This is a genomic window from Carboxylicivirga agarovorans, from assembly GCF_050589845.1.
GTDB classification, from domain to species: domain Bacteria; phylum Bacteroidota; class Bacteroidia; order Bacteroidales; family Marinilabiliaceae; genus Carboxylicivirga; species Carboxylicivirga agarovorans.
This window is the reverse complement of the sequence record NZ_JBNGPA010000026.1, coordinates 31,973-48,446: the sequence shown is the minus strand read 5'-3', so window position 1 is coordinate 48,446 and position 16,474 is coordinate 31,973. Positions and strand designations below refer to the sequence as shown.

The 16,474-nt window shown below is 43.0% G+C and carries 10 protein-coding genes; 8 read left to right on the top strand and 2 right to left on the bottom strand.

The genetic code is table 11. The features are described from left to right. Nucleotides 1-25: 25 nt before the first annotated feature. The 8 genes from ACRD69_RS19340 (at nt 26) to ACRD69_RS19305 (ending at nt 10,991) form a co-directional block, all read left to right on the top strand. Nucleotides 26-1,174: an acyl-CoA dehydrogenase family protein gene (locus ACRD69_RS19340; protein WP_430816781.1), complete on the top strand. Its 1,149-nt coding sequence runs from the start codon at nt 26-28 to the stop codon at nt 1,172-1,174. Nucleotides 1,175-1,340: 166 nt separating this feature from the next. Continuing rightward, nucleotides 1,341-2,084, top strand: a complete 744-nt coding sequence (locus ACRD69_RS19335; RefSeq protein WP_430816780.1) for an electron transfer flavoprotein subunit beta/FixA family protein — start codon at nt 1,341-1,343, stop codon at nt 2,082-2,084. Between the two features lie 45 nt (nt 2,085-2,129). Continuing rightward, nucleotides 2,130-3,104 carry an electron transfer flavoprotein subunit alpha/FixB family protein gene (locus ACRD69_RS19330; protein WP_430816779.1) on the top strand — a complete coding sequence of 325 codons (975 nt, stop codon included), beginning with the start codon at nt 2,130-2,132 and terminating at the stop codon, nt 3,102-3,104. 13 nt (nt 3,105-3,117) lie between these two features. Continuing rightward, on the top strand, nt 3,118-4,374 hold the full coding sequence (locus ACRD69_RS19325) for a 4Fe-4S dicluster domain-containing protein (RefSeq protein WP_430816778.1): 1,257 nt from the start codon (nt 3,118-3,120) through the stop codon (nt 4,372-4,374). A 23-nt stretch (nt 4,375-4,397) separates the two neighbouring features. Beyond that, entirely contained in the window at nt 4,398-5,186 is a 789-nt protein-coding gene (locus ACRD69_RS19320; RefSeq protein ID WP_430816777.1) for a (Fe-S)-binding protein, read from the top strand. Nucleotides 5,187-5,195: 9 nt separating this feature from the next. Then, on the top strand, nt 5,196-8,516 hold the full coding sequence (locus tag ACRD69_RS19315; protein ID WP_430816776.1) for a methylmalonyl-CoA mutase family protein: 3,321 nt from the start codon (nt 5,196-5,198) through the stop codon (nt 8,514-8,516). Nucleotides 8,517-9,612: 1,096 nt separating this feature from the next. After that, nucleotides 9,613-10,326 (top strand): pirin family protein, encoded by a 714-nt coding sequence (locus tag ACRD69_RS19310; protein ID WP_430816775.1) that lies wholly within the window; start codon nt 9,613-9,615, stop codon nt 10,324-10,326. A 107-nt stretch (nt 10,327-10,433) separates the two neighbouring features. Then, nucleotides 10,434-10,991, top strand: coding sequence for a nitroreductase family protein (locus tag ACRD69_RS19305; RefSeq protein ID WP_430816774.1), 558 nt, complete (start codon nt 10,434-10,436; stop codon nt 10,989-10,991). A 316-nt stretch (nt 10,992-11,307) separates the two neighbouring features. Here ACRD69_RS19305 and ACRD69_RS19300 read toward each other — a convergent pair whose 3' ends face one another. Next, on the bottom strand, nt 11,308-12,657 hold the full coding sequence (locus ACRD69_RS19300; protein ID WP_430816773.1) for an OmpA family protein: 1,350 nt from the start codon (nt 12,655-12,657) through the stop codon (nt 11,308-11,310). Between the two features lie 66 nt (nt 12,658-12,723). After that, entirely contained in the window at nt 12,724-16,470 is a 3,747-nt protein-coding gene (locus ACRD69_RS19295) for a leucine-rich repeat protein (RefSeq protein ID WP_430816810.1), read from the bottom strand. Nucleotides 16,471-16,474: the final 4 nt, after the last annotated feature.

Genomic DNA, 16,474 nt, shown 5'->3' with positions numbered 1-16,474 from the left:
TAATAACTCCCCTAAACCAAACATTATGAATTTCCAATTAACAGAAGAGCAACTAATGATTCAGCAGGCAGCACGCGATTACGCCCAGCGCGAGCTGTTTAATGATGTGATAGAGCGCGATGAAAAAGCCATATACCCTGCAGAGCATATTAAAAACCTGGCTGAGCTGGGTTTTTTAGGCATGTTGGTGGCACCCGAATATGATGGTGGTGGAATGGATACTGTCTCCTATGTGTTGGCCATGGAGGAGTTCTCCAAAGTGGATTCATCCATTGGGGTTATCATCTCTGTCAATAACTCCCTTGTATGCTTTGGCATCGAGAAATACGGTACAGATGAGCAAAAAGAAAAATACCTGAAACCGCTGGCCCGCGGTGAAGTAACAGGTGCTTTTTTATTATCTGAACCTGGGGCCGGCTCTGATGCCACTTCTCAGCAGACGAAAGCCATTGACATGGGTGACCATTACCTGCTCAATGGTGTGAAAAACTGGATCACCAACGGCAATACAGCTTCAACCTACCTGGTTATAGCACAAACAGATGTTGAAAAAGGTCACCGGGGCATCAATGCACTGATCGTCGACCGCCATGCCGAAGGTGTGAGTGTTGGCCCGCACGAAAACAAAATGGGCATGCGTAGTTCTGATACCCACTCTGTCCAGTTTACCGATGTGAAGGTTCCCAAAGAAAATCGCATTGGAGAAGATGGCTTTGGGTTCAAATTTGCCATGAAAACACTGGAAGGCGGTCGAATTGGAATAGCATCACAGGCTTTAGGCATAGCTTCTGGCGCCTATGAACTGGCCCGTAAATATGCCATGGAAAGGAAAACCTTTGGGAAAGAGATCATTAAACACCAGGCCATAGCATTTAAACTATCTGATATGGCCACTGAGATCGAAGCCGGACGATTCCTGTGCATGAAAGCTGCGTGGTTAAAAGACCAGGGATTACCATACGGCATTGCCAGTGCAATGGCCAAACAGTATTGCGCCGATATGGCCATGCGTATCACCACCGAGGCGGTTCAGGTGCATGGTGGTTATGGCTATGTCAAAGAGTACCACGTGGAACGGTTGATGCGCGATGCCAAGCTGACACAGATATATGAAGGGACTTCGGAAATACAAAAGATCGTAATCTCGAGGGCCATTGAAAACGGAGATATCTGATTGTCAATATGAATTGATCGATAATATTAGAGCTATAATTCCTGATATGAGGTCTGTGAGCCCGAATAAATGTGAGTTGACCTGCGTCAATGACCATTATTAGGGCAAGTATAAAGCAACAGTCTGACTTATTACGAAACAGATATATAACCTAAATCACTATAACATGAGAATACTTGTTTGCATAAGCAATGTACCCGATACAACAACAAAAATTCGTTTTAACGACAGTGCCACCCAATTGGATGACACCGGTATCCAGTGGGTTATCAACCCATGGGATGAGCTGGCCTTAACACGTGCCGTTGAATTAAAAGAAGATAGCGGCAGTCCGGTCAGTGAAGTAACGGTTATTTCAGTTGGAGAAGCCTTTATTGAACCCACTTTGCGCAAATGCCTGGCCATTGGCGCCGACAAAGCGATCCGTATCAATGCCAATCCGCTGGATGCCTATCAAACGGCCACCCTGCTCGCGGAATACATCAAAGACACTGACTTTGCTTTTGTGATCTGCGGCATTGAATCGGGTGATTATAATGAAGCTTCGGTTGGGGGCATGTTGGCAGAAATGCTGGACTATGCCTCGATATCATCTGTATCGGCCATTAAGTTCGATGGCAATGAGCCAGTTTTTCAACGCGATGTGGCCAATGGTAAAGAGCAGCTTAAAATCGATGGCAAAGCAGTACTGATCGTACAAAAAGGTTTTGCCCGGGTACCTAAAATACCCAATATGAGAGGTATTATGACAGCCCGAAGCAAACCGCTTGAAGTAATTGAAGCTGCCGAAAGTCAGCCCCTGGTAGAATTTATGACCTATAAATCGCCTCCTGCAAAAGGAAGCGTTAAAATGCTGAACGACGCCCGGGAATTATTGGATCACCTGAGTAATGAAGCCAAACTTATATAAGTTCAGCAGGTCATCTTCATTGTTAAATTCGTAAAATCATCACACATGTCTATACTCGTATATATCCGCAATGTAGGCGGAACGATAAAAAAACAAAGCCTTGAATTATGCTCTTATGCCAAAGCCATGTCCGATAAGCTCAACCTGCAGGTTGTTGGCCTGGTGATCGGTGAAATTGACCAAGCCGAACTGGAGACACTGGGCAAATATGGGATGAGCAAAATACTGCTAGCCGGCGATGCGCAATACAATAAACGTGTTAACCGCGTCTATACTCAAATAGCAGAGCAGGCTGTAAACGCAACCAATGCTTCATACATCCTTTTCCCCGATAATAACCAGGGAAAAGCCATTGCACCACGATTGTCGGTAAGGCTTAAAGCTGGTTTTGTACCACAGGTAATGGATCTGCCCGAGTCATATGATCCGTTCATTGTTTCCAAACGTGCTTTTACCGGCAAAGCCCTGGCAAGTGTTCAGGTTAAAACAGAGCGTAAGATCATGACACCCATGCTCAATAGTTTTGGACTTAGAGAAGCTCCTGTGGATCTAAAAATTGAGACATTCGCACCTCAAATCGATGAGCCGGTGTCGCGCCTTGAGATAATTGATAAGCAAACCAATACAGAAGGCATTAACCTGGCAGATGCTGATATTGTTGTTAGTGGGGGAAGAGGCCTTAAAGCTGCCGAAAACTTTGCCTTGCTTGAAGAGCTGGCTCAAAGCATTGGAGCTGCCACAGCCTGCAGCCGCCCTGTTGCCGATGACGGATGGCGTCCGGCCGATGAGCATGTGGGCCAGACAGGTAAGAGTATCGCGCCTAATATTTATTTCGCTGTTGGCATATCAGGTGCCATACAGCATGTGGCAGGTGTAAGTGGCTCTAAATGTATTGTTGCCATTAACTCTGATGCTGACGCACCCATTTTTGAAGTGGCCGACTATGGCCTGGTGGGCGATGCTTTTAAAATTGTTCCTGAACTAAGCGCATTATTCAGGCAATTTATGGCTGATAAATAAAAAGAATAATCATATGGATCAATTGATTTTCATTAGTATCCTGATCATTACGGCTGCTGCCCTGCTTTACTCATTTTGGAAGATCAAAACCAATTTTGATAAAACCAGGAGCACCGCCTTTTACGGGCAATGGGTAAAGCGCACACAGCTCACTCTTCAGGTGGCTTTTGGTCAGACTAAAATACTGCGGAAACCTGTTATTGGCCTCATGCATGCACTGGTTTTCTGGGGCTTTATGGTCATTACCATCGGCAGCCTTGAAATGGTGATCGACGGCATTATTGGCTCACACCGTTTGTTTGGGGCATGGGGCATGGTATATGATATTATATCTGCCAGTGGTGACATTTTTGCCCTAATCGTTTTAGTGGGAATTATTGCTTTTCTGTTCCGGCGTCTGGTCATGCGCATCAAGCGCTTCAAGGGCATTGAGTTAAGCAGGAAAAATAAAACCGATGCCAATATTGCGCTCTCATTCATTATGCTATTAATGCTTTCACTGATAGGACTTAATGTATACGAAACAGTGCAATTTGGTGCAAATGCCATTGGCACCTACCCCTTTTCAGGCTGGTTGGTCAACACCTTACACCCGGCTAAAAGTGCAGGGCTATATGCTTTCTTTTGGTGGATGCATATCGTATTGATCTTTGTCTTTGCCAATTACCTGCCCTACTCCAAACACTTTCATGTGTTTATGTCTCTTCCCAATGTGTTCTTCAGTAACCTGAAGCCGCTCACTCATTTACCAATGATGCCTGAAGTTAAAAAAGAAGTTGATCTGATGATGAGTGATAATCCCTATGCCGAAAGTGATGGACCTGCCAGTAGCCGCTTTGGGGTAAAAGACGTGGAAGACATAACCTGGAAAAACTACATGGATGCCCTGACCTGTACCCAATGCGGCAGGTGCACTGAAGTTTGTCCTGCCAATATAACGGGTAAGCTGTTATCACCACGTAAACTATTTGTGGATATACGCCAGCGTATGGATGAAAAGGCCGGCTTGAGCGCAGAAGATGCGAAAGCATTGGTTGGCGATTATATAACACCTGAAGAGTTGTGGGCCTGTACCTCGTGCAATGCCTGTGCCCAGGAATGTCCGCTCAATATCAGCCATCCAAACCTGATCATGGATATGCGACGTTACCTGGTTCTTGAAGAAGGACAGGCTCCCGAAGAACTGAATGCCATGTTTGCCAACATTGAAAATAACGGGGCTCCATGGAAATACTCACCTGAAGACCGATTAAAATGGACTGAAGGCTAAGTTGTTTTAAATAAATCTCACACATGACAAAGATAAATGTACCCATCATGGCCGATTTAAAGGCAAAAGGTCATCAGCCCGAATACTTATTCTGGGTGGGATGCGCCGGTGCCTTTGATAAAAGGTATCAGAAAGTAACGCGTGCTTTCGCTCAAATATTAAATAAAGCCAACATTGACTATGCGGTGCTGGGCACTGAAGAAACCTGTACGGGCGATCCGGCCAAACGTGCCGGTAACGAGATGTTGTTTCAGATGCAGGCCATGCAGGTAATTGAAACCTTTAACAGCTACCAGGTACAGAAGGTCATCTGTACCTGTCCGCACTGTTTCAATATTATAAAAAACGAATATCCTGAGCTAGGCGGTCATTACGAGGTCATGCACTACTCCTCTTTTTTACAGCATCTGATCGACAGCGGCCGCATTAAATTGAAGAAAGATGCCTTTGCCAATAAGCGCATCACCTTTCACGATCCCTGTTACCTGGGCCGTGGCAATGGCATTTACGAGGCACCCCGTAAAGTCATTAATGCATTCGATGTTGACTTTACAGAACTCAAACGGGCCAAAAGCTTCTCACTCTGCTGCGGAGCCGGTGGAGCCCAGATGTTTAAAGAAGCTGAGAAAGGCAACAGGGAGGTGTTTGAAGAACGAACAGAAGACGTGCTTGCCAGCGGAGCTGATATTGTGGCAACTGCCTGCCCCTTTTGCATGACTATGCTCAGCGACGGCATCAAGTACAAGAACAAGGAGGACAGCGTTGTGAATATGGATCTGGCGGAACTGATTGAGCAAAACATGGAAATATAATCTGATAGTATGAAGGACCACATCTATAAAGCTGCCGGTAAAATTAGAATTGTAACGGCCACATCTTTATTTGACGGACACGATGCTTCTATCAATATAATGAGACGGATCATGCAGGCATCAGGTGCTGAGGTGATTCACCTGGGGCATAACAGGTCGGTGCAGGAAATTGTAGATTGTGCCATTCAGGAAGATGTTCAGGCCATAGCAGTCACCTCTTACCAGGGGGGTCACCTGGAGTTTTATAAATACATGTACGACCTTTTGCAGCAAAAAGGAGCCGGTCATATTAAGATCGTAGGTGGCGGAGGTGGCGTTATCCTGCCCCATGAGCAGGATGAATTGCATCAGTATGGTATTGCACGCATCTTTTCTCCCGATGACGGACGAAAAGCAGGACTGCAGGGCATGATCAACGAGGTGTTGAAACTGGCCGACTATCAACACGAGAAGCTATCCAATGCCCCTCTTCCTGTATTTTCTGATAAAATGGCATTGGCCAGATTTATAACATTGCTTGAAAACAGCGACAATGCCGATGCGCTTTTAAATCAAAACATCCTTAAAAAGGCAGCTGAACGTGTTATTCCGGTAATTGGCATAACAGGTACCGGCGGTGCGGGAAAGTCATCGCTTATAGATGAACTCGTAAGGCGTTTGTTAATGAACTCAGAGACATTGAAGATCGCCATTGTTTCTGTTGACCCAAGTAAACGAAAATCAGGGGGTGCACTACTTGGTGATCGCATTCGCATGAACAGCATTCACCACCCCAATGTGTTTATGCGCTCCATGGCTACGCGTGGTGCCCGATCATCGGTCTCGACTCATTTAAATGACTGTGTAAGCCTTTTAAAAGCAGCCGGCGCTGACTTGATTATCCTGGAAACATCTGGTATCGGGCAGGCCGATTCCCAGATCATCGACTATGCCAATATATCTTTGTATGTGATGACGCCTGAGTATGGCGCTCCTTCACAACTGGAGAAAATTGACATGCTCGATTTTGCCGATTTTGTGGTTATTAATAAGTCCGACAAAAAAGGCGCTGAAGATGCTCTGAGGGATGTAAAAAAACAAGTACAGCGTAACAAGCAGCTTTGGGATGTTGATGTAAATGACATGCCGGTATTCTTAACCAACGCGTCCAACTTTTACGACCAGGGCATCAATCGCTTCTGCCAGAAATTGAAAGATTACCTCAACCACCATTACCTGCTTGGTTTAAAGGCCCACGAGGCAGAAATGACAGAGCAATCGTTCTCACAAAGTATAATTCCATCTCACCGGGTGCGCTACCTGGCTGAGATAAGCGAAACGATACGGGCTTACAATGCCAAGGCCGAAGAACAGTCGAAACTGGCCGGCCAACTGTATGCCCTGCATCAGACCATAGAGATAATCAAGAAAAAAGGAGGTGATACAAAGCAACTTGAAGATGAATATAAAAAACTGGACGCATTACTGAGCGACGACAACCGGCAACTGATAACTAAGCTGGAGGCACTGAAAAAAGCTTATGCCGATGATGTGTTTACCTTTAAAGTACGTAACAAAGAAATAAAGATTGAGACCCACACCTCCTCATTATCCAATACCAGGGTCCCTAAAATTGCCGTGCCCAAATACAAAAACTGGGAAGATATTTTAAGGTGGCAGTTGAAAGAGAATTTTCCGGGTCACTTCCCTTTCGCCGCCGGGGTATTCCCTTTCAGGCGCGAATACGAAGATCCGACGCGTATGTTTGCCGGCGAAGGCAGTCCTGAGCGAACCAACAAGCGCTTTCACTACCTTTCTGAAGGCCAAAAGGCCAAAAGGCTGTCTACCGCCTTTGATTCGGTAACGCTGTATGGCGAAAACCCCGATGCCCGACCTGATATTTACGGTAAAGTGGGTAACTCTGGTGTTTCAACAGCCACCCTTGACGACATTAAAAAGCTCTACTCCGGCTTTGACCTGAGTGATCCTTTAACATCAGTGAGCATGACCATCAATGGTCCTGCACCTGTACTCATGGCTTTTTTCCTCAATGCAGCCATCGATCAACAGTGTGAGAAATTCATTCAGGAAGCTGGTATAAAGATACCCTTAAACGAAGGGTCCGGGTATGCAGATACGCTCCCTGAAGGCAATAATGGCCTTGGATTGAAGTTGCTGGGTATTTCGGGCGATGAGATTATCGATGGAGATAACTATGAACGTATTAAGAAGGAAACCCTTAAGCAGGTGCGGGGCACAGTGCAAGCCGATATATTAAAGGAAGATCAGGCGCAAAACACCTGCATCTACTCGGTGGATTTCTCTCTTAAACTGATGGGCGATATACAAGAGTATTTTATCAGAAACCAGGTCCGGAATTTTTACTCTGTATCCATCTCAGGCTATCATATTGCTGAAGCCGGAGCCAACCCGCTGACTCAACTGGCTTTTACGCTGGCCAATGGCCTTACCTATGTCGAGTATTATTTATCGCGTGGCATGCACATCGATGATTTTGCTCCTAACCTGTCGTTTTTCTTTTCCAACGGCATCGACCCGGAGTTTTCGGTTATTGGCCGTGTGGCGCGTATCATATGGGCTAAGGCCATCAAATATAAATACGGTGGCAATGAGAAATCGCAAAAACTAAAATACCATATCCAAACATCGGGTCGTTCATTGCATGCCCAGGAAATTGAGTTTAACGATATTCGTACCACCCTGCAAGCGCTCTATGCTATTTATGACAACTGCAACTCATTACACACCAATGCCTATGACGAGGCCATAACCACTCCTACCGAAGAATCGGTGAGGCGTGCCATGGCCATTCAGCTGATCATTAACCGTGAGCTTGGCCTGGCTAAAAACCAGAATACACTCCAGGGATCATTCATCATCGAGGAACTGACCGAGCTGGTGGAAGAAGCTGTGCTATCGGAGTTTGAACGCATAAGTGACCGCGGCGGTGTATTGGGTGCCATGGAAACCAATTACCAGCGCAGTAAAATACAGGAGGAATCTCTCCACTATGAAAAAGTTAAAAATACAGGAGAGCTCCCTCTCATTGGTGTCAATACCTTCTTGTCAAAATCAGGTTCACCCACCATATTGCCGCAGGAAGTGATTCGCAGCACTGAGGTAGAAAAACAGCGTCAGCTCAAAGCACTTAATAGCTTTCATGACAAGAATAAGCTGAAAGCCCGTGAAATGCTCATGCGACTGAAGGAAGCTGCTCTTAATAATGACAACGTATTTGAAGCCTTAATGGACACTGTTAAATACTGCTCGCTTGGGCAGATAACACAGGCCTTGTTTGAGGTTGGAGGCAAGTACCGCAGAAATATGTAGCAGGGTTAAAGCAGCCTGTAAGGTTCAATGAGTCGTTAAGGTAAATTACCACGTCGTGGTATACAGGCATACCATGACATGGTATATAGGCATACCAAGTCATGGTAATTACTCAAACTGTATTCCTGCGGAATTTTATACCAAGCTGTAAGTAGCAGGCCGTAAGTCTGCCATATTTATAGCCCGGGGTAAAGCGCTCTAGTGTTCGAAAAGATTCAAACATTCACATATATAGTGTTTTGCAAGCTGTAAATCAGCTCTCCTCCTGGCAAGGAGGAGAGCTGATTTACATGATGCATAGATCTATACGTTTATAAAACTTCTTTTCGAACACTAAAGGGTAAAGCGTAGCGATTGCACAATTTGTGTAATTCGTGGTTCATCTTTTTTTTATTTATTTATATCATTGGCTTGTGTTATATTTTGCCTCTATTAAAACCACCGTTTTCTTTTTTTTTTGACCACGAATTACACGGATTACACGGATTATCTAATCGTGTAGCGATTAGTTGTAACAATAAATAAATGGTGCAGTCAATAATCCTTGTTCCCCGATGGCCTCTTTGTCGAGTTGTCGAACCGTCGAATTGCTAAATTGAGGAATTGTTGAGTTATACTTATCCCCCTTAATCATACAACTACCTATTCCGCTTCAAACTAATTCCTGCATTAACATATTCGGGGTTGCAGCGGGTGGATGTGGATGACTAGTCCTGGGGTATCGCTGCGCCAAAGTAATCGCGTAGCGATTTCACAATTCGTGTAATTCGTGGTTCATCATTTTTTATTTATTTATATCATTGGCTTGTGTTATATTTTGCCTCTATTAAAACCACATTTTCATTTTTTTTTGACCACGCCCCAATGGCTCTCGGGGTACACGGATTATTCCTGCGGAATAGAGCTGTAAATAACGGATTTTTATAACACCCTCTTGCATATTTATAATTTAAAGACCTCTTTATCCTGTATTTTTGTAAGTATAAAATTACAAGTCATGAACAGGCGATTATTTATCAAACGAATACAAGCAATATTGCCGGCTATATTCATCGGCAATAAGTTATTTGGAATAACAAAATCGGAGGATATAAACATGAAAACTGTATTACACAGGGCTGACACAAGAGGTCATGCCAATCACGGCTGGTTAGATTCGTACCACACATTTAGTTTTGCCAACTACTATGATCCGGAGCGTGTACATTTTGGGGCGCTCAGGGTGTTGAATGACGATACGGTCAATCCGGCAATGGGATTTGGCAAACACCCCCATGAAAACATGGAAATAATCTCAATTCCACTGGAAGGCGACCTTGAACACAAAGACAGCATGGATAACGTTGCAATAATCCGCGAAGGTGATGTGCAGGTGATGAGTGCCGGGAAAGGTGTTTTTCACAGTGAGTTTAACAAGAATAAGGACAAGCAGGTCAAGTTTCTGCAAATATGGGTCTTTCCCAATAAGAACAATGTCAAGCCACGTTACGACCAGATCTCAATACGTGACCTGTACAGGAAAGATGAATTATACCAAATCCTCTCACCCAAGGCTGATGATGATGGCGTATGGATCCATCAGGATGCCTGGTTTCACATGGGTGACCTAAGCCGCGGAACCACCGTCAATTATAAACTAAAAGGTGATAATCACGGTGTTTATCTCTTTGTTTTGGAGGGTGGTCTTAATGTAGCCGATCATGAACTGACACGTAGAGATGGCATTGGCATTGAAGGTGTTAATGAGATTGAACTAAGCGCTTCATCTGATGCAAAAGTTTTGCTGATGGAAGTTCCAATGAATGTATAATTCCTTACATTTAATAAACTGAAGTAACCCCCTGTTTTCAAAGTGAAGACAGGCTCGCCCCCGAGGCTTCAAACATGAATTATCAATCATTTATAAATACAAACCCTATGAAATTACCGGAAGCATTCAAAACGAGATGGAGCCCCCGCGCCTTTGAAGATAAACCGATCACAAACGACCAGGTCAATGCCCTGTTTGAGGCGGCACAATGGGCCCCTTCATCCATGAATGAGCAACCATGGCGCTATTACTACGCTATGAAAAATGACACAGAGGCATTCAGGCAATTTGTTGATTGTTTGGTTCCCGGCAACCAGGCATGGGCTCAAAACGCAGGCATGCTGATCATATCAGTTGCAAAAAAGCACTTTGATTATAAGAATCGCCCCAACGCTTATGCCTTGCACGATACTGGTGCCGCCAATTCCTACCTGGCTCTGGCTGCAACCGCACAAGGTTTACAGGCTCATCAAATGGGTGGATTTGATAAAAGTAAAGTCATCGGGCTGTTGAACCTGGATGCTGAAAAGTATGAACCGGCTACAGTTATTGCCATTGGTTATGAAGGTGATGCCAGTATACTTCCAGAGGATCTGATGAAGCGCGAACAGGCACCACGAACACGCCTGAATATAGAAGAGATTGTGCAGCGGATTGATAAGTAGTCAGTTGAAAAATTAACAGGTCGATAGAGTAATAGGTAACGATGTGTAATTAGCAAAGCTAATAATCCCCCATGGTCATTCGATAGCTGTGTCTGGAAATAAAAAAAGAGGGTGTACAAAAACATTAACATTTCTCGCCAAATGCGCAAAGTAAAACAATCGCAAAGAACGCAAAGTTTTGAAAAGTAACATCTTACACTTTGCGGCCTCTGCGAGATTCTTAGCGTTCTTAGCGTGAAACTTTATTTTCGGACATCCTCTCACTCAGATTAACAGGGCTAATCCAAGAACTTGGAATATAAACTAAATACTGCTTTTATTTCACTCTTAAAACGGCTCTTCGGTTTTCAGCTCTTCCTTCGGCAGTGTCGTTGGTGGCCACGGGCATTGAGCTTCCTTTACCAATGGCAGTGATGCGGTGAGCACTAATGCCTTTGCTAATGATATAATTACGTACAGCATCTGCTCTCTTTTGCGACAAACGCTTATTAACAGCAATGCTTCCTTTGCTATCGGCATGACCTTCAATCACCACCTGGGTTTTTGCTTGTCTCTTCATAAAATCAATTGCACTGTCAATGGTTTTGTAGGAGTCCGCTGTAAAATCTGAACTCCCCGTCTGGAAGCTGATCGTATAATCTTTGTCAAGAACAATGCTTACTTCAGGGCATCCTCCGTTTGTTCGTGACCCTTTTTCCTGGGGACATCTATCCTCGTGGTCCGCTAAACCATCGCCATCGGAATCGGGGCAACCATGTGTTACCTGTGGCCCTTTCTGCTGAGGACATTTATCCTGGTGATCAGGTATCCCATCACCATCGGTATCGGGACAGCCGTTGGTTGCTGCAGGACCTTTGCGGGTAGAGCACTGATCAAGATGATCAGGAACCCCGTCGCCATCCAGGTCGGGGCAGCCATGTGTCTCTTTGGGTCCTTTCTGATCGGGGCAGGAATCTTCGTCATCAGCTATGCCGTCGCCATCGGAATCGGGGCAGCCAAGCGTTGCTTTAGATCCCTTTATTTGAGGGCAACGGTCTAAACGGTCTGCTACGCCATCTTTATCCTTATCTCTGCGGCCAATATTAAACACAATACCCACCGAATGTTGCAGGTAAACATCTGTGGGACCATTATTGACCATTTCAATATTATCACCGTCGGGGATAATGAATGTTTCTTTCACCACCACACTTAGCGTTGGCGATACTTTAATATTCAGTCCGGCACCGACTGGTATTGTAAAATTATCGTAGAAACGGTCGTAACGTCTGGCATCAAAAGATGCGTAACCCATACCGGCAAATACAAATGGACGCAGCCTTACATTGTCATATTTAAAAAAGTTGTATTTGGCTACGAAATTGAATTGAAACATGCGATGCAAAAAGCGGTTGGTGTAAAGCTCCCGTTCTTCAACATGCCCTATTTCGCCATAGGTTGTATTAAACTCGGCGTCCCAGTGTTGGGTAATATTCCGGGCAACAGATAAACCCACGAAACCATAAAATGGCTGGTCGAAACGGTAAAAGCCATTTCCAAAGTCTCCGCTGTATTGGTTAGCACCTCCATAAACTCCTATTCCCCATTTACTATCGGGTGTTTGCGCATTACTGCCTGCCATAAGCAACAGCATAACAAACATTGTACTTACTATTCTCTTCATCATCCTATACTGATTTAATACGAGGGGCAGCACCATTGGCGTGCCACCCCTCATGCACATGTGAAACAATTATTTAACTAAAAGTCGTTTTGTGAAACCACCTGCCTTGACAATGTAAATTCCCTTAGGCAAGTCATTGATTTGAATGGTATGAGTATTTGACAAGTTCTCTACTTGTTTTACCAATCGACCACTAACATTATACAGCATTAAGGTGCTATTCTCTGCCCCTTCAATGGTAAAGTGAGAAATAGCAGGGTTTGGATAAACTTTTATTGCCAAACCCTGCTCATGGTCAAGGTTAGTAGCCTTAGTAAACTTAGCCTTTACTGTCAGGTCAGCTGTAATATTAGTAAAATCAGTTACTTGTGTATCATTAGCATCAAACCAACCTGCAAAAGTAAAATTGGTCTTAGAAGGATCTGCTGGACGTGTTGCATCTTCATTATAATTAACAGTTTGAGGCTGCCCATATATGTTACCATTTTCATCTAAGAAGGTAACCGTATACGTATTGATGCTATACCTGGCTTTAACCGTCAGCGTAGCTGTAATATTAGTAAAGTCAGTTACCTTTTGACCATTAGTATCAAACCAACCAGTAAAAGTATGACCCGTTTTATCAGGATCTTCAGGGACGGTAGCTGCTTTACCATGCTCAATTGTCTGTGCGTCTCCTATTGTATTACCATCATCATCTAAGAATTTTACAGTATAAGTGTTGATGGTATACTGTGCTGTTATAATCATATCAGACAGGACATTATCGAATGCTAAATTCCAGCCTGTAAAAGAGAAATAATCTGCTATTGTTGAAGTTGGATCTGCAAGAGGTGCCGTGGCCCCTGAACCATGCGTAACTGTTTCGCTCTTTAACTCGCTTCCATCATCATTATTAAAAGTAACTGTATAAGTACTGGCTGTGTATTGTGCGGTAACTGTTAAATCTGCGGTTACATTATCAAATTCCTTATCCCAGCCGGTAAAGGTATAACCATCTCCAATTGAAGCAACAGGTGCTGTTGCGGCTCCTGCATAGTCTACAGTCTCAGTTTTTAACACACTGCCATCACTGTTTTTAAACGTTACTTCTAAAGTGTTGATGGTACTTGTTATGGCATAAGATTTTGCTGTATTTGTAATTTGAGTAGCTTCAACATTATCATTATCTGACCAGGTTACCGTTCCTGTGTATCCTGCCACATTGCTTGGCAAATCAACATCGCTTAGACTTGGACAAGCTGCAAATGCATTGGCTCCAATGCTTCTTATTAAACCACCATTGTTTAAAGTTACATTACTCAGTTGGGAGCAACCATCAAATGCTAAACTCACAATTACTTTAACAGATAATGGTATATCTACTTCAGTAATACCTGCTTTTCCAAAGGTATATTCCTCGATTGTTTGAAGTGAAGAGCTACCCTTAAATATTAAGCTGGTAAGAGTTGAAATGTCATAAAATGCACGATCTTCTATAGTAATAACTGACTCTGGAACCTCAAGTGATGTAATTGCTATACCTCTAAAAGCGTTTGAACCTATTGATGTAAGCGATGATTCACCTTTAAATGTCAGGCTTGTCATACTGTTATTTACCCTAAAAGCATCATGACCAATAGTCTTTAATGAAGCAGGTAGTTGCAATGAACCAATATCGCAATTATAAAATGCATACTCCTTTATAGTTTCAAGGTTTGATTCTGACTCGAATTCTAAGTTCTCTAAAGTAGTTGTACCCTCAAACGCATAACCTTCTATTGTAATGACTGACTTTGGAACCTTAAGTGATGTAATAGTAGTACTTCTAAAAGCTGAGTTTCCTATTGTTTTAAGCGATGACTCATCTTCAAATTTCAGGCTTGTAATTGTTGTACCCTGAAAGGCAGCATCACCAATTTCTGTAACCGACGCAGGTATTATAAGTTCTCCTTCAATAGGCTCGTTAGTAAATGCTCGTTCAGGTATAGCTTCAAGTAACGATTTGTTGTCTTTAAATGTCAGGCTTTTTATACTGTTATTATACCTAAAAGCCTCCTTTCCCAAGGTCCTTAATGAAGTAGGTAGTTCCAATGAACTTATTTTACAGCCATAAAATGCTTTATATGCTATCGATTCAAGTGACGATTCACCTTCAAATGTAAGGCTTGTCATTTTGCTATTTCCCATAAAAGCATATTGACCAATAGTCTTTAATGAAGCAGGTAGTTGCAAGGTTTTAATGTCACAGGTGTAAAATGCATACTCCTTTATAGTTTCAAGGCTTGAAACTGATTCAAATGTTAACGCCGTTAAAGAGCTTATAATAAATGCACGATCTTCTATAGTAATAACTGACTTTGGAACCTCAAGTGATGTAATTGCTGTACCTCTAAAAGCGTTTGTACCTATTGATGTAAGCGATGACTCATCTTCAAATGTTAACTCCTCTAAAGCATTTGCCGAATAAAACGCATAACCTTCTATTGTAATGACTGACTTAGGAACTTCAAGAGATGTAATAGCAGTGCCTTTAAAAGCGTTTGAACCTATTGATGTAAGCGATGAGTTTGGTTCAAATGTTAAGCTTGCTAAAGTGCTAATTTCGTAAAATGCCGATGCACCAATATTAACCACTTTTTCAGGTATTACAACAGCAGTAAGAGCTGTAGCCCTAAATGCTTCACTACCAATATTCTCTAATAACGAACCGGACTCAAAGCTAATGCTTGTCATTGACAGGTTGTTATAAAATGCCCGGGCTCCTATAGAAGTAACCGATGCAGGAATAGTTACTTCGCTTAAGTTCTTATTTAAAAAGGCCTTATCATCAATGCTTGTTACAGTATTGGGAATAAAGTCGATTACCCTGGCAGTACCTATATAATCAATAACGGTTTCTTTGGCATCAGAGGCGTAAACCAAACCATTTTCATCAGAGTCTTTCCACAAGGCATACAATTGTAAATCGCCTGTCCTGTCTCCTAAAGCATCAACCAAATCGGTAAATGTTGTATTGTCGGTATACCATCCATCAAATGCATAACCATCTTTTGTTGGTATTGGTAAAATTGAAGTTGGTGAATCAATTTGATACTTTACATTAGCAACATCACTTCCCCCATTACTGTCAAAAGCAATATCATACTCGGCAAAGGTATACTGTGCTTTTACGCTTAAATCTGCTGTAACGTTGGTAAAGACAACATCCCAGGCATCAAAATCATAGCCCTCTCTTATTGGTTCAGCGGGAGCAGTGGCACTACCACTTTCAACAAATTCTGTTTTTAATACAGAGTTATCCCAATCAAAAAAGCTGACTGTATAACCTTCGGTATATTGTGCTGTTACTGTTAAATTTTTAGTTACATAGTCAAACTCTGTGTCCCAGCCTGTAAAGGTGTAACCTGTTCGTGTAGGATCGGTAGTTGGCGCTGCGGCAGCTTCTCCGTAATTAACTGTTTGAGCTGTCATTAAATCAGTACCATTCCAGTCTTCAAAAGTAACGGTGCAGGTGTTTACAGCTTCACTTACCGAATAAGAGCTTTCAGCACTTGTAATTTTAATATCTTCGGCTGCTTCTCCATTACCATTTTCCCAGCTTACTGTGTTAGTGTTAGTATCATAACCGGAAACATTAGTCGGCAAAGTAACCGGATTTAAGTTCTTATTATTAAAGAATGCTTTGGATTCGATGGAGTTTACCGAATTGGGAATTTCAATGTCTATAATGTTACAACTCTCAAAAACAGAAGCTTCCAGTGTTCTTAACACCGCTCCCGTTTTAAAAGAGACATTGTTTAATATACTACACCCTTTAAAAGCTTCTGAACCAATTTCC